Raw genomic sequence first — 21495 nt, forward strand, 5'->3', positions numbered from 1 at the left:
CAGCCGCTGCTTGCCTCTGCGGACGGGCTTTTATCAACCGACTCCGTTGCGGGGTCACCGCCACAGCCCAGAAGAAGCATCACGGACAGGGTCAGAACGGTACTGGCGCGGGATATTATCGGCATAGCAAGCTCCTTGATTGATGCCGAGCACAGGACGTATCGACGTCCTTTCGGCCCCGCGCAGGCATCGGGAAAAACACGACTCACGTTCCGCATGGCAGCGGGCTACGCTGACAGTAGAGTAAGCGCGTTGCCAGGTCGAACCGTTGCGATCGGCCGGTTTGCGCTAGCCGGCGCCCATCACGTCCAGTGCACGCGCCCGCGGGCCGCGCACCTGGATCCCTGCACAAGCCGATTCAACTCACCGGGGGCAGTAACCGCTCGTCCTCGAAGATCCGGAACCATTTCCGGAACATGTCCTCGGTGTCGATCATCTCGGTGAAGCCGGCACGGCGCAGCTTGACGGTGGACACGATCGCCGGGGCCACGCCGAAGCCTTCCGCACCGTAGGCCATGCAGAAGTCGGCGTAGTGGCAGGATTCGCCGACGAAGCTGTCCAGGTCCGGGGCCACCAGACCGTACTTGCGGCGGATGGCGTCCCATTCACCGGCGCGGGCGGGCATGGTCTCGCCCAGGCTGCAGGGTTCTTCCGGACCGGGCGCCATGCCCAGCATGTCGGCCAGCGCGGGCCACAGGTTCTGCCAGAGGAACACGTCGCCGTTGGTGACATTGAATATTTCGTTGCGCGCGGCTTCGGCCTCGCCGGCCCAGGCGATGGCGCGGCCCAGCAGGTCCGCATCCACGGCTTCCAGGATATTGCCCGGTCCGCCGGGGTAGATCAGCGGCTGGCCGGCCTCGCGCAGCAGGGCGGCGTAGATGCCGAGGGCCGGGATCAGGTTCATGGCGCTGCCCATGGACATGCCGAAGATGATCTGTGGGCGCAGCACGGTCCAATGCCAGCCGGCCCCGGCCTGTTTTTCCCGTAGATAGTTTTCCTGGTTCCAGTAGAAATTGGGTTGCTGGTGCAGTTCGTCGCGGTTTTCCCGGGCCGGGACGGGAATCGGCTGTACGTGCACGCCATAAGCCTTGGTGCCCTGCAGCAGGGTAACGTGGCGGAGGTTGGTCGCTGTCGCAGACAGCGGCTCGAACAGATTGCGCAGCATGCGGTCGTTGATGTCGATCTGTTCGGCTTCCAGCCAGCCGGGCACCAGCCCGGGTTTTTCGTAGAGAGCCGCGTAAACGAGATGAGTGGCATCGTGCATCGAGCCGAACAACTCGCGGCATTGCGCCGGGTCATTCAGGTCGGCGGCGACATGCGCGGCACCATGCAATGCCGGCGGCGGCCGGCGGGAGACAGCCACCACCTCGCAGTCTTCCCCGGCGAGCGCTTTCAGAGCGCCATAACCCACCAGACCCGAGGCCCCGGCGACGATAACTTTCTTGTTAGGCATTCGAGACTCCTCTGCCGTCATCCGGCGCTGATCGCACAACCCCCCTACCAGGACGCTACCTGAACGGCAGGGCCAAACCAACGCACTGCGCTTTCAATGGCCGGAGACCTTGGCGATAATGCGTGAAACACCCGGCCACCCAAGTTTCCATGTCCGACGCTCCCGTCATCTGCGCGATCGAGGATTCGATTGCCCACATCACGCTGAATACGCCAGACAACGGCAACGTCATCAATCTGCCGATGGCCGAGGCGCTGTCGGATGTGGCGAGACGGGTGGAGTCCACCCCCGGCCTGCGGGCCGTGCTGCTGGACGCCCGCGGCAAGATGTTCTGCGCCGGCGGCGACATCCGCGCCATGGACGCCAGCCGCGACGACCTGCCGGGCATGGTCCACCGCTTAGTACGCACCGCCCACGACGCCATTCTGCGTCTGGGCCGGCTACCGGTGCCGATGGTGGGCGCGCTCAACGGGGCGGTGGCCGGCGGCGGACTGGGTCTGGCGATGTGCGCCGATTATCTGGTGGCGGCGGACAATGCCCGTTTCTGCGCCGCCCACACCATGATCGGGCTGTCGGGCGATTGCGGGGTGACCTTCTTCCTGCCACGCGCGATCGGGATGCGCCGCGCCCGGCTGATGACCCTGACCAACAACACCATCAATGCCGACCAGGCGCTCGACTGGGGCCTGGTCGAAGAGGTGGTCGCCGCGGATACGCTGACCGATACCGCCCGGGAACGGGTTGAAACCCTTGCCGGCAGTGCCACCAACGGGTTGATCGCCTCCAAGAAGCTTACGGGCGCCTCGCTGGGCGCCGCGCTCGAGGCCCATCTCGGCCGCGAGCTGGAACAGATGGTGGCCTGCAGCCGCACCCACGATGCCCGCGAGGGCATCGACGCATTCGCCAACAAGCGAAGTCCTGCGTACACCGGCCGATAACCCGGCTACCCGACCCAGAAACCCGACGACAACCCGTGATTCCAATCCCTGCCCGGCAGCTGCCGGCAGCAACGCTCTGCGCGCTGCTGGTTGCCTGTTCCGGTGCCGCGCCCACGCCGCACACGGCGTCCAGCACCGCCTTTATTCGAACGACGACAACAGCATCCGATGACGGCGGCCAGGCGGTGATCGAATTCACCAGCAATCGGCTGGATACCAATGCCATGGGCGGCGATGCCGGGGTGGGCACGATGGCAGTGCACGTCAAACCCACCTTCTGCGCCCGGGAGTCGCGGCCGGTGGGTGGACTCAAACGGATATCGGCCGGGCAACGCGTCGAAAGTCTGGCGGTGCCAGCCGACAAGCCACTGATCGTGGAGGCATTCTGGCAGTCCGGCGAGCGTCACTGCTTCATCACGCAGCGGGCGTTCACGGCCCGGGCGGGCGCGGTTTACCGCATGACCCAGCAGGTCAACACCGCCGCCAATGTCTGCCAGCTACAGGTATCGCAACGCCAGGGCACCGGCAGTTATCGGTACCTGGGTCGCCTGCAGACGGTCGCCCAGGCCTGTTCTTTCAGCCGACGCTGACGGGATTTGGCTATGCTGGATCGCCATCAAGCACGCGCCGGAGCTGCCGTTCCAGGAACGCCGGCTGCGCAAACGCGGCCTGGTGGATGGCCGGCGTGTAGTAATGGGTTTCCAGACCGGCCACATGCGTCGGTGCCTGCAGCGCGCCGTCGGATTTCGCCGCCATGGTGGCCGACCACCAGCCGGTGGGGTACACCGGCTGCGGAAACGACAGCACGTGGCTCTCGGCGAACCCGGCGCGGCGCATGGCCGCGTGCATGTCGCAGATCAGCCGGGTGTGGGCCAGCGGCGATTCGCTCTGCTGCACCAGCAGGCCGGCCGGGCGCAGGGCGGCCAGACAGCTGCGGTAGAAGGGCTCGTTGAACAGGCCCTCGGCCGGGCCGATCGGATCGGTGCTGTCCACGATGATGATGTCCAGCGATTCCGGTTCACGGTTGGCCATCCAGGCGATGCCGTCGGCGAAGGCGAGTTCGGCCCGCGGGTCGTCGTTGGCGCTGCACAGGGCCGGGAAGAACTGCTCCGCCACGCGGGTCACGCGTTCGTCGATCTCGATCTGGGTGGCGCGCCCCACGCCCTCGTGCTTGAGCACCTCGCGCAGGCTGCCGCAGTCCCCACCGCCGATGATGGCCACGTCCCGCGGGCTGCCGTGGGCGAACAGCGCCGGGTGGGTCATCATCTCGTGATAGACGAAGTTGTCCCGATCGGTGAGCATGATGAAGCCGTCGATCACCATCAGCCGGCCGAAGGTGTCGGTCTCGAACACCTCGATGGTCTGATAATCGCTGGTCTCGACGTGCAACCGGTCGTTGATGCGCAGCGAGAACGCGGTGCCCACCTCGCTCGCCGTTTCAGTGAACCAGCCCTGATCCAGTACCATTTGCCGCCTCATCGCTTGCGTGGCCGGCCAGTATAAATGAACCCTCCCGACTCCCCGATGACCGACTGGCAGGTGGCCGACAGCCGCGACCTGTACCGCGTGGCCCAGTGGGGCGAAGGCTATTTCGGCATCAGCGAGGCCGGCCATGCCAGCGCCCGGCCGCGCCCCGACGCTGCCGCGATCGACATGCTGGAACTGGCCGACGAACTCGAACGCCGCGGCCTGCGCCTGCCGGTGCTGGTGCGGTTCACCGACATCCTCGGCGACCGGATCACCCGCCTGCTGGGCGCATTCGACCGGGCCCGGCACGCCCACGACTACGCCGCCGGCTACGCCGTGGTCTATCCGGTCAAGGTCAATCAGCAGCGCACCGTGGTCGAGCACATCATCGGCCACGACGACGAGCGCGTGGGCCTGGAAGCCGGCAGCAAGCCCGAACTGATGGCGGTGCTGGCCATGGCGCCGCCGGGCCGCACCATCGTGTGCAACGGCTACAAGGACAGCGCATTCCTGCGCCTGGCCATGGCCGGGGTGCAACTGGGCCACCGGGTGATGCTGGTGGTCGAGAAACCCTCGGAGCTGGAGGATGTTCTCGCCCTGGCCGCCGAAACCGGCGTGCTGCCGCAGCTGGGTCTGCGCGTGCGCCTGGCCAGCGTGGCCGCCGGCCACTGGCAGAACACCGGCGGCGACAAGGCCAAGTTCGGGCTCACCGCCAACCAGGTGGTGGCCGCGGTGGATCGGCTGCGCGCCGCCGGTCGTCTCGAGTCACTGCGCATGCTACATCTGCATATCGGCTCGCAGGTCGCCGACCGGGCCGCGCTGCGCCGGGCGATGACCGAAACCGCCAGCCTGTACCGCGCCCTGCGCGATCTGGGCGCCCCGGTGGACTGCGTGGACGTCGGCGGCGGCCTGGCCGTGGACTACGAGGGCCGGCGGGCCACCAGCTTCTGCTCCATGAACTACGGGGTGGATGACTACGCCGACATCGTGATCGGGGAACTGGCCGCCGCCTGCGCCCGTCACGACCTGCCCCAGCCAGCGGTGATCAGCGAGTCCGGCCGGGCGCTGACCGCCCACCACGCCGTGCTGCTCACCGAAGTGATCGACAGCGAGGCCGGCGACGATCACAACGCCGAACCGGACCTGCCGCCCGCCGACCCACTCGCCGCCGTCCATCAGGCCCAGGATGCACTCGATGCCGCCCAGGCCGCCTTTACGGCCGGCGAAATCGACCTTGCGGCACGGGCGGCGGCGGAGCGCACCGCCTTCGCCAGTTTCCGTCTGCTCGAGCCGCGCCTGTCACCGGCCGATCCGGCCCAGCATCAGGCCCTGATCGCCCTGCGCGAGCGGCTGGCGGACAAGTACTTCTGCAATTTCTCCGTGTTCCAGTCAACTCCGGACGTGTGGGCGCTGGACCAGGTATTCCCGGTGCTGCCGCTGCAGCGTCTGGACGAACATCCCGACCGCCGGGTGCGGCTGTGCGATCTCACCTGCGATTCCGACGGCAGGCTGGACCGCTACGTCGACGCCGACGGGCTCGACACCACGCTGCCCCTGCATCCACTGCGTGACGGCGAGCGCTACCGGCTGGGCATATTCCTGGTGGGCGCCTATCAGGAAAATCTGGGCGACATGCACAACCTGTTCGGTGACACCGATGCCGTGAACGTGGAACTCACCGACACCGGCTGGCAGCTGACCGAGGCTGAACGCGGCGACGCCACCGACGAACTGCTCCGATACGTTCACTTCGAGCCGGACACCCTGCGCGCCGCCTACCGCCGCAAGGCCGACGACGCCGGTCTCGACGGCCCCGCCCGCGACGCCTGCCTGGCGCTGCTGGAAGACGGGCTGGGCGGCTACACCTACCTGCTGGACTGACGAGGAAATTCTCATGCAAGCCGGATTCATCGGCCTCGGCGCCATGGGCTACGCCATGGCCGCCAATCTCCACCGCGCGGGACTTCTGCACGCGGTCTGCAACCGCGGCGCCGAACCGCGCGAGCGCTTCGCCGCGGCGCATGATATTCAGGCCATGGCGGACATCGGCGAACTGGCGGCGGTCTGCGACGTGATCGTCACCTGCGTGTCGGCCGACGCCGATGTGCTGGCCGTGGTGGACACCATTCTGCCCGCCATGCAGCCCGGCACCACGATCATCGACTGCTCCACCGTTGCCTCCGATACCGCCCGCGAGGCCGCCTCACGGGTCGCCGACCGGGGCGGCGCGTTTCTCGATGCCCCGGTTTCCGGCGGCACGGAGGGCGCCGCCAACGGCACCTTGGCGATGATGGTCGGCGGCGACGAGGCGGCGTTTGAGCACGTCCGGCCGGCGCTGGAGGCGATGGGCCAGCGCATCGTGTACATGGGCGATGCCGGCAGCGGGCAGGCCACCAAGGCGGTCAACCAGGTGATGGCGGCCGGCATCAACCAGGCGGTGACAGAAGCCCTGTCCTTCGCCACCGCCCTGAACCTGCCGCTGGACAAGGTGATCGAGGTAGTGGGCTCGGGTGCGGCGGGTAACTGGTTCGTGCAGAACCGCGGCCCCACGATGATCCGCGACGAATACAGCGGCTTCGGCTTCAAGGTGGCGCTACACCACAAGGACCTCGCGATCTGCCGGCACATGGCCGAGACGCGCGGCGGGCAACTGCCACTGGCCGAACGAACGCTGGCGGATTACGAGCGACTGATGGCCGACGATCACGGCAATGAGGATATTTCCGCGCTGTTCCGGCTCAAGCGAAAGCTTTTCTGAACACGTCGTCGGCCTCACTGCTGAAGGCTTCGATTTCGCCTCGGCCTGTGCCATAGTAATAAGGATAACTGACGCGCCCGGCATGGCCGCCCATGCGTCAGCATCGGTGAGGATCGTTGCTGCAGGGGGTGTTCAGTGCACGGGACTCTGATCTCTGACGGAGATCCGACAGCGGCTGGTGCCAGGCCCGGCCTGGCAAACCTCAGTGACGCGGACAACCTTCCCACGGCTCGCCCATCGATGGCGATGACTCCACTCGGCCTTCGATTCCTAGTGCCGGAAGTCGAAAGGCTTTTCAGGGAATGGCAGGAGATCGAAGTCCTCCCGGTGGTGCGATTCGGCACCATCGCAGCCATCACCTCGTGGGTCGGCGGCCTGCCCGGTTTCTGGGTGGCGGCCCGGCCGGCATTCTCGATTGCAGGCACCTGGGTGGCCCTGGTGGTCAGTATGCTGCTGCTCTGCCTGTGGCTGACCTATCGGCCCACCCTGCGGCGTTGGGTTCTGCCCGCCAGCGCAGCGGTGAATGTCATTTCCGGCTTTGCGGTGATCGGCATCGGCTTCTGGGCCCAGCCATCCCCGGGCGTGGTCTCGAGCGTGCTCATCGTGATCGCGTTCTTCGGGCTGACCATATTCCGCCTGTATCCGTTACAGGGCGCCATCGGCGTCGGCGCTTATGTCGTGGTGTCCGGCTGGCTGACCATTGGCGCACATCGGGACGGATTGATCGAACTGTACGACATGTTCTACTACCTGTTCATGCCGATCGCGGCCTACGCCACCGGCATGGTGATCTGCATACAGATGTGGCGAATGTCGCGGGAGGCGTATCGGCGATCCCGGATCATCACCGAACAGCAGGAGAAGCTGGAGGCCGAACGGGCGCTGTCCGACGAACTCCTGCTCAACATCCTGCCGGCGGGCATCGCCCAGGAACTCAAGTACTCGCCCGGGCTGATTGCCCAGCACTGCGACGGGGCGACGGTGCTTTTCGCGGACATCGTCGGCTTCACGCCGCTGGCAGCAAAACTGCATCCCGACGCAGTGGTCACCCTGCTCAACGAGATTTTCAGCCATTTCGATGCCCTGGCCGAGAATTACGGCGTGGAGAAGATCAAGACCATCGGCGATGCCTACATGGCAGTGGCAGGCCTACCAGACCCGAATCCACGGCATGCGGTGGCGGCGGCGGAAATGGCGCTGGGCATGCGGGAGTCCATCACGGGACTCGCGGCAGCACGACACTACGGCATCAATCTGCGCATTGGCCTTGCCACGGGTCCGCTGGTGGCCGGTGTCATCGGCACCCGCCGGTTCGCATACGACCTGTGGGGCGATACCGTCAATACGGCGGCACGCATGGAATCACATGGCGTGCCCGGCCAAATCCAGATCGACCAGCGCACCCAACAAGCCCTGTATGCCCGCTATCAGACCGAGTATCGCGGGCGAATCCATATCAAGGGTAAGGGCACCATGCCCACCTGGTTGCTGCTGGCGCGACTCGATCACCGCCCGGGTCGATAACAACCGGCCAGCGCCGACTCAGGGCGCCACGCGAAACACGTCATCCGGAATCTCGTCGCCGATGGCAGTGTTGTCGCGGATGACCTGCGCCAGCGAGGCCCGCTCGATCTCGTCAACACCCAGCTCGGTGTAAGTGGCGGTATCCAAGCGCTTGTACCAGAATCGATCGCCATCACGAAGGGCCTCGAACTGGCGCTTGAGGATGCTGAAGGCCAGCTCTCCCACCATGGCACCGGGCAGGTGGTCCTCCGCCATGCAGCCGATCCAGGGGTCGATCAGTTCGACGCTGTCGTAGGCTTCGACCAGCCGGGCGCGGATTTCCGGGTCCGTACTGACATCGGCAAACGTCGCCTTTGCCGTCAGGCCCAGCGAACGCCGCAGTTCGTTGTAGGCGGGCAGGCCATGATCCCGAGCACGCTGCAGGTTGAGCGCGATCAGGTCGCGGCCGCCGTCACCCGGCGGACCGAACAGGAAGTTGCGGACATCGTCGACCACCAGCGGGTCGAGCTCCTGCGCCGGCTGCCCGGCCAGGCCTCGCAGCAGCGGCTCGATGCCCCCTTCCGTTCGCAGCCGCTCGGGCGGAAAGAAGAACGCATCACGCAGGGGCAGATCGCCGGCGGCGATGGTCTGCCCGTCCGGCCCGACGCGTCGCAGCGTGGATGAAAGCAGGCTGTGACCGAGGCGGAACGCGACGGTGGCGAACTCGTTGGCCAGGCGGGCCGCGGTATCCGGCTCGTAGCCGTCGTACTCGGACAACGCGTCCTCGCCCAGCAGCAACGGCAGGAACTCGTCGTAGGTGATGCGCTGCACCTTGGCGATCACGATGGCACGCGCATGCTGGTAGACGGCGTCGCCGCTCAGCGAGGCGTCAGCCGACCGCAGCCGGTCCGCCAGCCGGTTGTGCTCGCGCACGAACAGCACATGCATCGCCGTGAGCGCCACCTGTTCGTTGGCCCGGACATCGCCTGCCACGAACAGGGACGGGTCTTGACTGTCGGGGTTGTTCTCCAGGCCCGTGGTGTTGAGCGGCAGCAGGTCGCCCTCGCTGGTACGCAGCTTGCCGCTGCCGTCGTTCCGCCGCAGGGCCTGCGCCCGGGCGTCGCTGGATCCGTAGACCTGACTGGCATCAACGTACGCGGTCAGCGCGTTCATCTGCTGGCGCGGATCCGCCTGACCGGTATCCGGGTCGTATTCGCTGCGATCGAAGGGAATCTCAACCGCGCCGGACCCGGCCGGATCGAAATGCTCGTCGCCGGGCGGGACCGGGATCGGCAAAGGGGCATCCGCCTGTTCACGGGCCAGCGTCAGGTCGTGATCCAGGAACTGTCCCCACTGCCAGAGAAAATCGCTGGCCCCACGCGCGTTCGGCAAGTTGCCGCTCTGTCGGGCCACTATGTTGCTAACAGTGCGTGGGTTCGGCCGATCGATGCCGGAGGGCTCGGCCAGCCCGTCCGGATAGGCGGGATGGGCCATTCGCGCCATCGGGGTATCCGCGCGGCCGACGACCGGCGATTCGGCGTTGTTACCGGCGCCGGAGAGACTTCGGAATTCGGGCTGCGGGTCCGGGGCGGACGTCGAATCCTGCCCCTCACCGCCGCCGCAGGCAGCAAGTGCGGCGACCAGCACCACAGCAACCGACCATGCCCAGCGGCATCGAGCCGTCGACAGTCTCATGGCATCCCCCGATCCGCGGTTCACGTCGATTGTTCTATGTCAGGCGACCCATCAGCAACTCCTCACCCGGAATGTCATCAGTCACGTTCCACGGGATTGCGATTACGGGGATGCCCGGCCATGCTGCCACCTCGATTCCCGATCCGGAGACCCCATGACGCTCACCATTTCCAGCGCCACCCTGGTGCCCATTGTTTCACTGGCCGCCGGTATCGCCATTCTGCTGGTGCCGCGCCTGCTCAACTACATCGTGGCCGGCTACCTAATCATCACCGGCGTGCTGGGTCTGATGGGCTGAACCGGCTTGTTGCCGCGGTCGGTCAGCGATCCTCGGTGACATCCAGGAGCGGCCCGTCGCACTGGAATTCGCTGTTGGCGTCGCCGGTCAGACATCCCTCCACGGCCTGCTCGAGCTGGGCCCCGATATCGCCGCCGGGATCCACGGCGAAGAACAGAGGCTTTTCACGCCAGGCCGGTTCCGGATGGGTGATGTAAATCAGCGCCAGCCTACAGCGCCCGTCCTCCGTCGCCCCCTCGACCTGATACTGGGCGGTGGCACCGGCTGCCGAGCGGGTCATGTAGGCCGTGCCCGACTCGCAGGCCGCGACCGCGTCGACGAAGCAGGCCTGCGAATCGCAGGGGGGCGGGCCCTCGCCGCCCATCATCGACCCGGCCCGCAGCGACCAGAGCGCCAGCAGCACGGCGGCTGCCGGAATCACCACCATCGGCTTTGCAACGCCCATAACAACTCCCCCTCGATCCAGAAAGCGTTATCCAGCAGCCTAGCTGGCGGCCGCCGCCTCGTACAGACGTCACCCGCACACCCGATACGGCCAACACGGGGACCGTAGAGATGTTATGACTGGCCAAGCACGCGCGGGATCGGTAACCCGGCCCGGATTATCGCCAGGCACCACGTCGGAAAGGAAAAAGCATGCCCCCCATGAGTACCCGGACCCGTTCGACGCGCCGGCCCCGGCCGGCAGCGCTTGCGCTAATAGCCTGCCTCGTCGCGCCGGCTTCGCTGGCGCAGTTCGAAGCCGATACCGGCAACAGTGACGCTCAGGACCGCGTCGCCCGCGACATGGTCAGCGTTCTCGAGGCCTATGCCGTCTACAAGATGGGGCAGTTCGACGAAGCCTTCGACCGCTATCTGGTGATAGCCGAATCCGGCAATACCCAGGGCATGCTCAACGTGGCCAACATGTACGCCGCCGGCGAGGGCACCAAGCAGAACCACGTGAAGGCCCTGCACTGGTACCGCAAGGCGGCCGAGGCCGGCGACGCCAACGGCATGTTCGAAACCGCGCAGGCCTATGAAGAGGGTCTGGGTACCGAGGCTGATCCGGCGCGGGCCCGCCACTGGTACGAGCGAGCCGCGGAAAGCGGCAATGCCGAGGCGCAACATGCGCTGGGCATGCATCTGATCGAGCAGGGCGATGACGCCGGTGGACTGGCATGGCTGCGCCGTGCCGCCACGGAGCACGACCACCCGGCATCACGGCGATATCTGGCGGCCCGTCGGGGCGACGATGACGCCGCTACCCGGCCGGTGGCCGAGGGCAACCACAATGCCGTGGTCAAGGCTCTGGCCACCATGACCGAGGCCGCCGCGGCCCGGAACGCCGCGGGCATCGTGGCCCATGTGGCCGCCGACGCCCGCATCCGCGTGCGCCTGCCCAACGGCAGCGGGTGGGATGAACTCGATCGCGACGAACTGCGCGCCCTGTGGCAGGAAACCTTCAACCGGGCGCAGGATTACAAAGTCAGCCGCCGGGATACGACCATGCAACGCACGGCCGCCGGTATCCGGGTGACCTCGCAACTGGACGAGCAACTGGCCCCGGGGCCGGATAGCCAGCAGCTGGCCATCGACGAAACCGCGATCTTCCGCATCGACCACGGGCGTGCCGTGATCCACGACCTGAGCCTGGACATTCGCCGCGCCGGCGAGGCCTCCTGAACCACGCGGCTCCTCGCTACGGAAATGCCGGTTTGTGCGGCTCGGTGTCGCCGATATTCACCTCGGGATGGTGCGAGCGCACCATCGCCGCGATCCGCTGTTCGTCGGCAGCCGGCACATCCACCATAAGCAGCAACTGCCCGGCATCGATCGCGTCTTCGTAGGCACGGATTTCGCGATTGGGCAGACGAATGCCGATCATGCTGGCGGCCCAGGCGCCGAAACCGGCGCCGGCCAGTGTGGTGCCCGCCACCAGCCCGCCGCCGACTACCACGCCGGCAGGCGGGAAGGTCACCGCGGTCAGGCCGGCCAGCACGCCGGTAACGCCCCCGACGGCCAGACCACGCTCGGCGGATTCGATCAGATCCGATTTCTGGCGCAGATCCGCTTCGGGCAGATCGCCCAGCGGCGTGCCCTCCCGGGCAACGACGTGCATGTGCCGCGCCTCGATTCGCGCCAGCAGCAATTCATCGATGATGGTTTCGGCCGTGGCCAGGTCCGGAACGAGAAAGTACAGACGACGTCGCATGGCAACCTCCGCAAGCGTCGAAGCCTCCCGTTTCGACCCCGCCCAGCGGACAGGGTTTCGCGAACGCGTCAGTCGTCTGCGGACAGCCGCTTGCGCGCCCGGTCTGACGCCGCCCGCACCTGGGCCGGGGCGGTGCCGCCGATGTGGTCGCGCGCAGCCACCGAACCGTCCAGCGTCAGGACCTGGTAGACATCCTCCTCGATCGCGCCGGAAAAGCCGCGCAACGTGTCCAGTGGCAGATCCGCCAGATCCAGCCCGCCCTCCTGCGCCGCCCGCACCGCCTTGCCCACGATTTCATGCGCATCACGGAACGCCACACCCCGACGCACCAGGTAGTCGGCCAGGTCGGTGGCGGTGGCAAAGCCGCGAGCGGCCGCTCGCCGGCAGGCGGGCGCATCCACCCGGATGTGCGGCATCATGTCGGCATACAGGCCCAGGCAGTCGCGCAGGGTGTCCAGGGTGTCGAACAGCGGCTCCTTGTCCTCCTGGTTGTCGCGGTTGTAGGCCAGCGGCTGACCCTTCATCAGGGTAAGCACCGCCATCAGGTGGCCGGTCACCCGGCCGGTCTTGCCGCGCACGATTTCCGGCACGTCGGGATTCTTCTTCTGCGGCATGATCGAGGAACCGGTGCAGTAACGGTCCGGCAGCTCGACGAACCCGAACGCCGGACTGATCCACAGGACCAGTTCCTCGGCCATGCGCGACAGGTGGGTCATCACCAGCGCGGCGTCGGCCAGGAATTCGATCACGAAATCGCGATCGGAGACCGCGTCCAGCGAGTTCTCGGCGACCTCGTCGAATCCCAGCTGCTCGGCCACGAACGGCCGGTCGATCGGGAAGGTGGTGCCGGCCAGGGCCGCACTGCCCAGCGGCAACACGTTGACCCGCCGGCGGGTATCGGCCAGGCGGGCGCTGTCGCGCGCCAGCATGGCCTCCCAGGCCAGCATGTGGTGACCGAAGGTTACCGGCTGGGCCACCTGCATGTGGGTGAAGCCGGGCATCACGGTATCGGCCTCGCGTTCGGCCAGATCGATCAGCCCGGCCCGCAGGCGCGCCAGTTCCGCGCGCAGGTCGTCGATTTCCTCGCGCAGCAGCAGGCGCAGGTCGGTGGCAACCTGGTCGTTGCGGGAACGGCCGGTGTGCAGCTTCTTGCCGGCTTCCCCGATGCGCTCGGTCAGGCGTGCCTCGATGTTCATGTGCACATCTTCGAGATCGTCGCGCCACTCGAGCTCGCCGCGGTGGATCTCGCCATCGATATCCTGGAGACCGGCCACGATGCGGTCGCGCTCGTCGTCGGTGAGCACGCCCACCTTCGCCAGCATGGTGGCGTGGGCGATCGAGCCGCGGATGTCGTAGGGCGCCAGGCGGCAATCGAACGACACCGAGGCGGTGAAACGCTGCACCCGGGCATCCGGGCCTTCGCTGAAGCGTCCGCCCCAGCTCTGGTTGGTGGGCTTGTCGGCCATGTTGGCTGCGGTCACCGCCGTTTGCGAAAGGCCGCGAATTATAGCAACGCGGCTTGACCCCGGGATCGCCGCGTCGAACACTGCCGGCATGAACCCCACGGCGACGCGCCCCGCCCAGGCATTCCTGCCGGATTTCTGCGGCACCGGGCGGGTGGTGGATGTGCTGGTGATCTGCCAGCTGGTGGCAGTGGTGCTGGCCCTGTCGGCCTTGCAGACCGCCCGCGGCTTCTGGTTCTCCCTGTTCCTGATGTCGCTGTATCTGCAGTGGATCGGCATCTTCAGCGTGGCCGCGCTCTGCCTGATTCGTCGGCATCTGGGCCATCTCGATGCCCGCCTGGTGGCGGGCTTGAGCTACACCGGTCTGCTGGCGGTCACCTTCGCCCTCAGCGAAATCGTGTATCTGGCCGGCCCGCAGACCGGAATCGCCCCGCTGGTGGCCGACATCAGCCACCAGGATTTCCTGATCCGCAATCTGGGCGTCTGCGCCGTGGTATCCGCCCTGGGCCTGCGCTACTTCTGGCTGCGCGACGCCTGGCAGCGGCAGGCCGCCGCCGAGGCCGAGGCCCGCTATCAGGCCCTGCAGGCCCGTATCCGCCCGCACTTCCTGTTCAACTGTCTGAACAGCATCGCCGCGCTGGTGGCCATGCGCCCGGCCGATGCCGAGCGTGCCATCGAGGACCTGTCCGACATCCTGCGCGCCAGCCTGGCCAACGACGACCGCCCGCTGGTAACACTGCGCGAGGAACTGGACCTGGTGGACGCCTATACCCGCATCGAGACACTGCGACTGGGGGACCGGCTCGCCCTGGACCACGCCATTGAGGGCGGGGTCATGGACTGGCCCCTGCCGCCGTTATCCCTGCAACCGCTGGTGGAAAACGCCATCCGCCACGGGGTGGAAAAACTGCCCGCCGGCGGGTGCATCCGCATCGCCGCCGAACAGGAGGGCGAGCACCTGATCATCAGCGTCACCAACCCCCGGACCGACACCGCTGACGACGGCGGCGGCCTGCACCAGGCCCTGGCCAACATCGAGCAGCGCCTGACCCTGCGTTACGGCACCCGCGCCAGTCTGCGCACCGCCCGCGGCCCGGACCGGTTCAGCGTGGTGCTGCGGCTGCCGGCCGGGGAGGATGTCGCGGTATGAAACTGCTGATCGTGGACGACGAACCGCTGGCCCGGCAGCGTCTGGCGCAGATGGTGGCCGAGCTGCCCGGCTGGGAGGTGATCGGCGAGGTCGCCGACGGGCAGGCGGCGCTGGACGCGGCCGAACACCACCAGCCGGATGTCGTGCTGCTCGATATCCACATGCCCGGCATGGATGGCCTGCAGGTGGCCCGCATGCTGGCCGAGCAGCCAGTACCGCCGGCAGTTGTCTTCACCACCGCGCACGATCAGCACGCCCTGTCGGCCCACGACACCCGCCCAGCCGGCTATCTGCTCAAGCCGGTGCGGCGCGACCGGCTGGCGACGGCCCTGATGCGCGCGCGCCAGCCCAGCCGGGCGCAAATGCATTCCGGTACCATGCCCGCGGCCGGCGAACGCCGCTACGTACACGGGCAGGAACGTGACGGTGTGGCGCGGGTGCCGGTGGATGACATCGTCTGCTTCATCGCCGAGGACAAGTACGTCACCGTGCATCATCTGCACGGCCAACTGCTGATCGAGGAATCACTGCGTTCGCTGGAGGGCACGCTGGGACCCGGCTTCATCCGGGTGCATCGCAAGGCGCTGGCCGCACGGGACCACATCCAGGCCCTTCGCCGTGGCCCCGAGGGTCCGGAACTGCTGCTGCGACACCTGGAAATTCCGGTCCCGGTCAGCCGTCGCCGGCTGGGCGACGTCAGGCAACTGCTGGAACAGGATCAATGACCGACACCCCGACCGCGCGTCTGCGCATTGCCACCCGCAAGAGCGAACTCGCCATGTGGCAGGCCCGCGACGTACAGCAACGGCTGCAGGCCGCACACCCCGCGATGACCATTTCGCTGGTGCCGCTTTCCACTCGCGGCGACCGCATCACCGACAGGCCGCTGGCGGCGATCGGCGGCAAGGGCCTGTTCCTCAAGGAACTGGAACAGGCGCTACTGACCGGCGAAGCCGACATCGCCGTGCACTCGATGAAGGATGTCCCGGCGGAACTGGAACCCGAATTCGACCTGCCGGTGGTGCTGGCCGGCGGCAGCCCGTTCGATGCATTCGTATCCAACCGTTTCGACAGCCCTGCCGACCTGCCGGCCGGCGCCCGCCTGGGCACCTCCAGCCTGCGCCGGGCGGCACAGCTCAAGCACCACCGGCCGGATCTGGATGTGGCCAGCCTGCGCGGCAATGTCGGCACCCGACTGGGCAAGCTCGACGCCGGCGAGTTCGACGCCATCGTGCTGGCCTGTGCCGGCCTCGAACGACTGGGCATGGCCGACCGCATCCGCCAGCAGATGCCGCCGGAGGTCTGCCTGCCGGCCATCGGCCAGGGCGTGATGGGCATCGAGATCCGCGCCGGCGACTTGGTCGCCGCCGAGGCCATCGCCGCCCTCAACGACGTGGACACCCATGTCCGGGTGACCGCCGAACGGGCGGTCAACGCCCGCCTGGCGGGCAGCTGCCATCTGCCGATCGCAGCCTTCGCCGAGCTTGAAGCCGGCCAGCTGCGGCTGCGGGCCTGCGTCGGCGCCCCCGACGGCAGCCAGCTGGTGGCCGACGAAACCACCGGCCCCACCGACCAGGCCGCGGCCCTGGGCACGGCCCTGGCCGAACGGCTGCTGGCGGCCGGGGCCGACCGGATTCTCGCCGCGCTGTGAATCGGCTGTCCGGCCTGCGCGTGTGGGTCACCCGCCCGGTCGCCCAGGCCGAGGCGTTGTGCGAAGCGATCGAGGCCGCCGGCGGTCACGCCCTGCGCCAGGCCCTGCTGGCGATCGAACCACCCACCGACCCGGTCCGGGCTGACCGGGACCTGACCAGCGCCGCCGAAGCAGAGGACCTGATCTTCACCAGCGCCAACGCGGTGGCCGGGGCGTGGCACATTCAGCCGGATTTCCGGCCCACCGGTGCGCTGACCGCGGTGGGCGCCGCCACCGCCGCGGCGCTGCGCCACGCCGCCCGGCGCGAGGTGCTTGCCCCGGCCGCGGATACCACCAGCGAGGGCCTGCTCGCCCTGCCCCGCTTCGCCCAGCCAACCGGCCAACGCGTGGCCATCATCGGCGGCGAAGGCGGCAGGCAAACGCTGGCGGACACACTTGCGCAGCGCGGCGCCGAGGTGAGTAAGGTGGCCGTCTACCGCCGGCAGCCGGTTACGCCATCGCGGCCGCGGCTGCAGGCGCTGGTGGCAGAAGCCGATGTCATCGTCGTCACCAGCGGCGAGGCGCTGGCGCATCTCGCTGCCATCACGCCGCCCGCACTATGGCCGGACCTGCGCGGGCGTCAACTGGTGGTGCCGAGTGAGCGTGTGTTAAAACGGGCTCAAGATCTGGGTTTCAACACCATGCCGCTGCGGCCGCCGCGCATGGACGACGCCGCCATTCTGGAGACGCTTGCGCGCTGCCCGGCCGCAGGCCACGGAATCGGCCGGGGGAGCGCATAAACACATGACCGAGTCCCAACGACCGGACGAACCGGCCCGCGAGGCCGAAACAGCCGACGTCGAGCCGGCCGAGACCACGGACGACACCGCCGAGACCGGGGCAGCGGAAACCACCGCAGCGCCGGCGACCGGGAAACCGCGCCGCGGCGGCCGGGCCGCCGCGGTACTGGCCGTGCTCGCCCTGCTGCTGGCCCTGGCTGCCGCCGGCGGCGTGGCCGGACTGGCTTGGCTGGGCCAGCAACGGGCCGACGAACTCGACGACCGAATGGCCACGGTGGAACAGAGCCTGGAAACCACCGTGCAGGACGATCTGATGCCGCGCCTGCGGCAGTTGGAATCGTCACTCGAGGACACCACCGGCTCGGTAAGCTCGCAGAGCGACGACATCGCCGAACTACAGCAGGGCCTGGACGACACCCGGGTACAGATGGGTGAGTTGATCGAGCGCATCGAGGGCGGCACGCGGCGCTGGAAACTGCTGGAAATCGAGAGCCTGCTGGCGGCCGCCAACGAGCGCCTGCTGCTGCATCGCGACGCCGCCGGCGCCCGCCGTGCGCTGGAGCTGGCCAGCCGTCATATCGGCAATCTCGGCGATCCACGGCTGTTCGATATCCGCGAACAGGTGGTGGATGAAATCGCCGCGCTCAATGCGCTGCCCGATCCGGATATCGAGGGCATGGCACTGACGCTGTCCAGCCTGGTCGAGCAGGTGCCGGACCTGGTCCTGAAATCCGAAGTGCCGCAGAACTACGAGGCCGAGGGCCCCGGCCCCGACGCCCTGATCGACGCCCCCGGCTGGCAGCACTTCGTGGATTCCCTGGGCACCGCGCTGGAGGGGATGTTCACCATCCGCCGCAGCGACGAGCCGCATCAGCCACTGATGCCGCCCGACGAGGCTTATTTCCTCCACCAGAACCTGACGCTGAAGCTGCAGTCCGCGCGGCTGGCCCTGTTGCAGCGCCAGGGCGAGGTGTACCGCCAGAATCTGGACAGTGCCCGCAAGTGGCTGCAGACCTATTTCGACACCGACGCCGCCGGCGTCGCTGGCGCGCTGGAACAGCTCAACGGCATCAGCAAGGCCGGTATCGACTGGCAGGCACCCGACATCAGCGCCAGCCTGGTGGCCATGCGCGCCTTCCTGCGCGAACAGGCCCAGAAGCGGCTGAGCGGCAACCCGGACCCGAACGCGTCCGGCAACAACGGCAACGAATAAATGCGACGCCTGCTGCTGTTCTTCTTCATCTTCCTGGTTGCCGGCGTCGGACTGGCGCTGGTCTTCCGCGAGCACAACGGTTACGTGCAGATCGCCTACGCGGACTGGCGCCTGGAAACCTCCCTGTTCTTCTTTCTGGCCGTGCTGGTGGCAGGCATGTACACCGCACTGCTGCTGTGGCGGCTGGCGGTAACCGGCGCCCTGCTGCCCCGCAACCTGCGCGAGTTGCTGGCCCGGCGCGGCGAACGCAAGGCACGCAAGTCGTTATATCAGGGGTTGCTCAAGCTGTTCGAGGGCCGCTGGGTGGACGCCGAGAACGAACTCGCGAAACTGGCCGAGCGCCAGGACAACCCCATCCTCAACTACCTCGGCGCGGCCCGTTGTGCCCAGCATCTGCAGGCACCCGACCGACGCGACCGCTACCTGGAGCAGGCCGCCGCCCGGCGGGGCAGCTCGGAGCTGGCCATCCTGCTGACCCAGGCCGAGTTGCAGATGGAACAGGGCCAGGACGCCGAAGCCCTGGCCACGCTGACCCGGCTGCGGGAGATCGAACCCACCCACGGTCACGGCCTGGTCCTGCTCGCCCGCCTGAGCGAACGTATGGGTGACTGGGCGCAGCTGCGCGAACTGCTGCCCGTGCTGCGCAAGCAGCACCTGCTCTCCGACCAGACGCGCAAGAATCTGGCGGTCAGGGCCTGGAGCGATCTGCTGCGCCAGACCGACGCCAATGCCGACACCCTGCCGGAAACCTGGAAACAGGTGCCGCGCGAGCTGCGGCGCAACCCTGCAGTGCAGGTGGTGTACGTGCACAAGCTTATCGAGGCCGGCGCGCCGGTAGCAGCCGCCGACCTGATCCGGGCCACTCTGCGCACCCAGTGGGACGCCGGCCTGGCGCTGGCGTTCGGCGATATCGCCAGCGATAACCGCACCGCCCAGCTGGCCACGGTGGAGGCCTGGCTCAAGCAGTACGGCGACGAACCGGAACTGCTGCTGGTGGCCGGCCGCCTGTGCCTGCGCAACCGGCTCTGGGGTCGGGCGCGCAGCTATCTGGAAAGCAGCCTGCGCGGGGCCAACCGGCCGTCAGCGTTGCTGGAACTCGGCCGGCTGTTCGAGGAAATCGACCAGGACGAGGAAGCCCGCCAGGCATTCCGCCAGGGGCTGGAAGCCGTACTGGGCAGCACCCGCTAGTCGCCGTGACCCGTGCCGTGATCATCGGCTGCGGCAACACCGGGCAGCGGGTCGCCAGGCTGGCTGCGGCCCGCCGCTGGCAGGTCACCGGCATAGTGCGCAGCACCGACAGTGCCGATCATCTTGCCAGCGCCGGTATCGCAGCACAGGCGCTTGATCTCGACCAGCCCGATCCCGATCTGCCCGACGCCGATATCCTGTTCCACTTCGCCCCGCCGCCACGAACCGGCGACGATGACCCGAGGCTAGCCGCCGTCCTGACCGCCTACACCGAGCGGCCACCCCGGCGAGTGGTCTACATCGGCACCAGCGGCGTGTACGGCGACTGCGGGGGCGACTGGGTAACCGAGGACCGGCCGATCAACCCCCAGACCGACCGCGCCCGACGTCGCGCCGCCGCCGAAGCCCGGCTGTCCGGGTGGCCGGGCCCGGTGGCCATTCTCCGTGCCCCCGGCATCTACGGGCCGGGCCGGCTGCCGGTGGAACGGGTACGCCGCGGCGAACCGGTGCTGGCGGATGCGGACAGCCCCTGGACCAACCGCATCCACATCGATGATCTGGCCTCAGCCGCCATGGCCGCCGCCGAACGGGGTCCGGACCGCGCCATCTACAATGCCACCGACGGCCAGCCGACCCCAATGGGTGCCGCGTACCGGGCCATCGCCCAGCGCCTGGGCCTGCCGGCCCCGCCCACCATCAGCCGTGCCGATGCGGAACGCGACTGGAGCGACATGCGCCTGTCGTTCCTGCGCGAATCCCGCCGCCTGGACAACCGCCGCCTGCGCGAGCAGCTCGGTCTGACGCTGCAATACCCGGACCTGGTGGCCGGGCTGGACGCGAGCCTGTCCCCGGACGACTGAGGCGTCGCCCCCGCAATCGAATCCCACGGCGGCCGGTCGCTTACCTGGATTCGACAAACCTCAGGCGACCCATGCAACTACTTCTCGCAGCCCAGCACCTGCTGGACAAGACCCGTGCGCTCGACTTCCTGGCGCCGCTGGCCCTGCGCCTTTACCTGGCACCGGTGTTCTGGCTGGCGGGGATGAACAAGGTGAACAACTTCGACAACACGGTTAACTGGTTCGGCAACCTCGAGTGGGGGCTGGGCCTGCCGTTTCCCTGGCTGATGGCATTTCTCGCCACCGCTACGGAAGTGATCGGCGCCATTACCCTGTTGATCGGGCTAGCCGTGCGCTGGCTGGCGATTCCGCTGATGGTAACCATGCTGGTCGCCGCCTTCGCGGTGCACTGGGAACACGGCTGGCAGACCATCGCCGACCCGATGTTCTGCCTGTTCAACTGCGAGGATGCGCAGCAGGCCGCCAAACGCGCCGAGCAGGGCCGTGCCATCCTCAAGGAGCATGGCAACTACGACTGGCTGACCGAACAGGGCAAGTTCGTGATCCTCAACAACGGCATCCAGATGGCGGCCACCTACTTCATCATGCTGCTGAGCCTGTTCTTCACCGGGGCCGGGCGCTATCTCAGCGTCGACTACTGGGCGGCACGCGGGGCCGCTGGCCGCCAAGCCGTCTGAGAGAACCGCCCGAGAATACGGACGGAAGAGGGATCCGCAGATTACGCAGATTTCACCGATTCAGAAGTAATGGGTCGGCTATCACGCCGGCCAGGCCACCGTACTGGCCGAGAGCTGGCAGCCACTCGACGCGCTCAAGCCCCGGCTGCACCGCTGGAAGAAATCGCTCCGCGATACCTGAGCGGGCCGGTGACAGCCGGGCTGGCTG

At 67.7% G+C, this 21495-nt stretch carries 21 protein-coding genes; 15 read left to right on the plus strand and 6 right to left on the minus strand.

Annotation, left to right across the window (positions count from 1 at the left end):
- Window positions 1-358: 358 nt before the first annotated feature.
- A complete protein-coding gene (locus RM532_RS06580) occupies window positions 359-1453 on the minus strand; it encodes an SDR family oxidoreductase (RefSeq protein WP_311652411.1) in 1095 nt (364 codons plus the stop codon).
- A 149-nt stretch (window positions 1454-1602) separates the two neighbouring features.
- On the opposite strand from RM532_RS06580, the gene RM532_RS06585 reads away from it, so the two are divergent.
- Window positions 1603-2391 carry an enoyl-CoA hydratase/isomerase family protein gene (locus RM532_RS06585; RefSeq protein WP_311652412.1) on the plus strand — a complete coding sequence of 263 codons (789 nt, stop codon included), beginning with the start codon at window positions 1603-1605 and terminating at the stop codon, window positions 2389-2391.
- Window positions 2392-2426: 35 nt separating this feature from the next.
- Window positions 2427-2981: a hypothetical protein gene (locus RM532_RS06590; RefSeq protein WP_311652414.1), complete on the plus strand. Its 555-nt coding sequence runs from the start codon at window positions 2427-2429 to the stop codon at window positions 2979-2981.
- 10 nt (window positions 2982-2991) lie between these two features.
- On the opposite strand, the gene speE is transcribed toward RM532_RS06590, so the two are convergent.
- Entirely contained in the window at window positions 2992-3858 is an 867-nt protein-coding gene (gene speE / locus RM532_RS06595; RefSeq protein WP_423246883.1) for a polyamine aminopropyltransferase, read from the minus strand.
- A 57-nt stretch (window positions 3859-3915) separates the two neighbouring features.
- On the opposite strand from speE, the gene speA reads away from it, so the two are divergent.
- The 3 genes from speA (at window position 3916) to RM532_RS06610 (ending at window position 8140) form a co-directional block, all read left to right on the plus strand.
- Window positions 3916-5739, plus strand: coding sequence for a biosynthetic arginine decarboxylase (gene speA / locus RM532_RS06600; protein ID WP_311652416.1), 1824 nt, complete (start codon window positions 3916-3918; stop codon window positions 5737-5739).
- A 13-nt stretch (window positions 5740-5752) separates the two neighbouring features.
- The gene (locus RM532_RS06605) at window positions 5753-6616 is read left to right on the plus strand and encodes an NAD(P)-dependent oxidoreductase (protein WP_311652417.1); all 864 of its coding nucleotides are present in this window, start codon (window positions 5753-5755) and stop codon (window positions 6614-6616) included.
- Between the two features lie 240 nt (window positions 6617-6856).
- Window positions 6857-8140, plus strand: coding sequence for an adenylate/guanylate cyclase domain-containing protein (locus RM532_RS06610; RefSeq protein ID WP_311652418.1), 1284 nt, complete (start codon window positions 6857-6859; stop codon window positions 8138-8140).
- A gap of 18 nt (window positions 8141-8158) precedes the next feature.
- Here RM532_RS06610 and RM532_RS06615 read toward each other — a convergent pair whose 3' ends face one another.
- A complete protein-coding gene (locus RM532_RS06615; protein WP_311652419.1) occupies window positions 8159-9814 on the minus strand; it encodes a peroxidase family protein in 1656 nt (551 codons plus the stop codon).
- A gap of 154 nt (window positions 9815-9968) precedes the next feature.
- On the opposite strand from RM532_RS06615, the gene RM532_RS06620 reads away from it, so the two are divergent.
- Complete coding sequence (locus RM532_RS06620) at window positions 9969-10112, plus strand: DUF3096 domain-containing protein (protein WP_311652421.1); 144 nt, start codon at window positions 9969-9971, stop codon at window positions 10110-10112.
- 22 nt (window positions 10113-10134) lie between these two features.
- Here the strand turns inward: RM532_RS06620 and RM532_RS06625 are convergent, their stop codons facing one another.
- Window positions 10135-10557 (minus strand): hypothetical protein, encoded by a 423-nt coding sequence (locus RM532_RS06625; RefSeq protein ID WP_311652422.1) that lies wholly within the window; start codon window positions 10555-10557, stop codon window positions 10135-10137.
- 200 nt (window positions 10558-10757) lie between these two features.
- Here RM532_RS06625 and RM532_RS06630 point away from each other — a divergent pair, with 200 nt between their 5' ends.
- Window positions 10758-11777, plus strand: a complete 1020-nt coding sequence (locus RM532_RS06630) for a tetratricopeptide repeat protein (protein WP_311652423.1) — start codon at window positions 10758-10760, stop codon at window positions 11775-11777.
- 16 nt (window positions 11778-11793) lie between these two features.
- On the opposite strand, the gene RM532_RS06635 is transcribed toward RM532_RS06630, so the two are convergent.
- Both RM532_RS06635 and argH read right to left on the minus strand, forming a co-directional pair.
- Window positions 11794-12306: a DUF1269 domain-containing protein gene (locus RM532_RS06635; protein WP_311652424.1), complete on the minus strand. Its 513-nt coding sequence runs from the start codon at window positions 12304-12306 to the stop codon at window positions 11794-11796.
- A 68-nt stretch (window positions 12307-12374) separates the two neighbouring features.
- Entirely contained in the window at window positions 12375-13772 is a 1398-nt protein-coding gene (gene argH, locus RM532_RS06640; RefSeq protein ID WP_349255280.1) for an argininosuccinate lyase, read from the minus strand.
- Between the two features lie 88 nt (window positions 13773-13860).
- Between argH and RM532_RS06645 the strand changes: the two genes are divergently transcribed.
- The 8 genes from RM532_RS06645 (at window position 13861) to RM532_RS06680 (ending at window position 21287) form a co-directional block, all read left to right on the plus strand.
- The gene (locus RM532_RS06645; RefSeq protein WP_311652426.1) at window positions 13861-14919 is read left to right on the plus strand and encodes a sensor histidine kinase; all 1059 of its coding nucleotides are present in this window, start codon (window positions 13861-13863) and stop codon (window positions 14917-14919) included.
- The gene (locus tag RM532_RS06650) at window positions 14916-15644 is read left to right on the plus strand and encodes a LytR/AlgR family response regulator transcription factor (protein WP_311652427.1); all 729 of its coding nucleotides are present in this window, start codon (window positions 14916-14918) and stop codon (window positions 15642-15644) included. The genes RM532_RS06645 and RM532_RS06650 overlap by 4 nt, the downstream gene beginning before the upstream one ends.
- Window positions 15641-16570 carry a hydroxymethylbilane synthase gene (gene hemC, locus RM532_RS06655; RefSeq protein ID WP_311652428.1) on the plus strand — a complete coding sequence of 310 codons (930 nt, stop codon included), beginning with the start codon at window positions 15641-15643 and terminating at the stop codon, window positions 16568-16570. Before RM532_RS06650 ends, hemC begins: the two co-directional genes overlap by 4 nt.
- Window positions 16567-17349, plus strand: coding sequence for a uroporphyrinogen-III synthase (locus RM532_RS06660; RefSeq protein ID WP_311652429.1), 783 nt, complete (start codon window positions 16567-16569; stop codon window positions 17347-17349). The genes hemC and RM532_RS06660 overlap by 4 nt, the downstream gene beginning before the upstream one ends.
- 4 nt (window positions 17350-17353) lie before the next feature.
- Entirely contained in the window at window positions 17354-18562 is a 1209-nt protein-coding gene (locus tag RM532_RS06665; RefSeq protein ID WP_311652430.1) for a uroporphyrinogen-III C-methyltransferase, read from the plus strand.
- Window positions 18563-19750, plus strand: coding sequence for a heme biosynthesis HemY N-terminal domain-containing protein (locus tag RM532_RS06670; RefSeq protein ID WP_311652431.1), 1188 nt, complete (start codon window positions 18563-18565; stop codon window positions 19748-19750). It abuts the gene before it with no gap.
- Window positions 19751-19755: 5 nt separating this feature from the next.
- The gene (locus RM532_RS06675; protein WP_311652432.1) at window positions 19756-20610 is read left to right on the plus strand and encodes an NAD-dependent epimerase/dehydratase family protein; all 855 of its coding nucleotides are present in this window, start codon (window positions 19756-19758) and stop codon (window positions 20608-20610) included.
- Between the two features lie 71 nt (window positions 20611-20681).
- Complete coding sequence (locus RM532_RS06680) at window positions 20682-21287, plus strand: HvfX family Cu-binding RiPP maturation protein (protein WP_311652433.1); 606 nt, start codon at window positions 20682-20684, stop codon at window positions 21285-21287.
- Window positions 21288-21495: the final 208 nt, after the last annotated feature.

The organism is Spectribacter hydrogenoxidans (assembly GCF_031846275.1).
GTDB classification, from domain to species: domain Bacteria; phylum Pseudomonadota; class Gammaproteobacteria; order Nevskiales; family Salinisphaeraceae; genus Spectribacter; species Spectribacter hydrogenoxidans.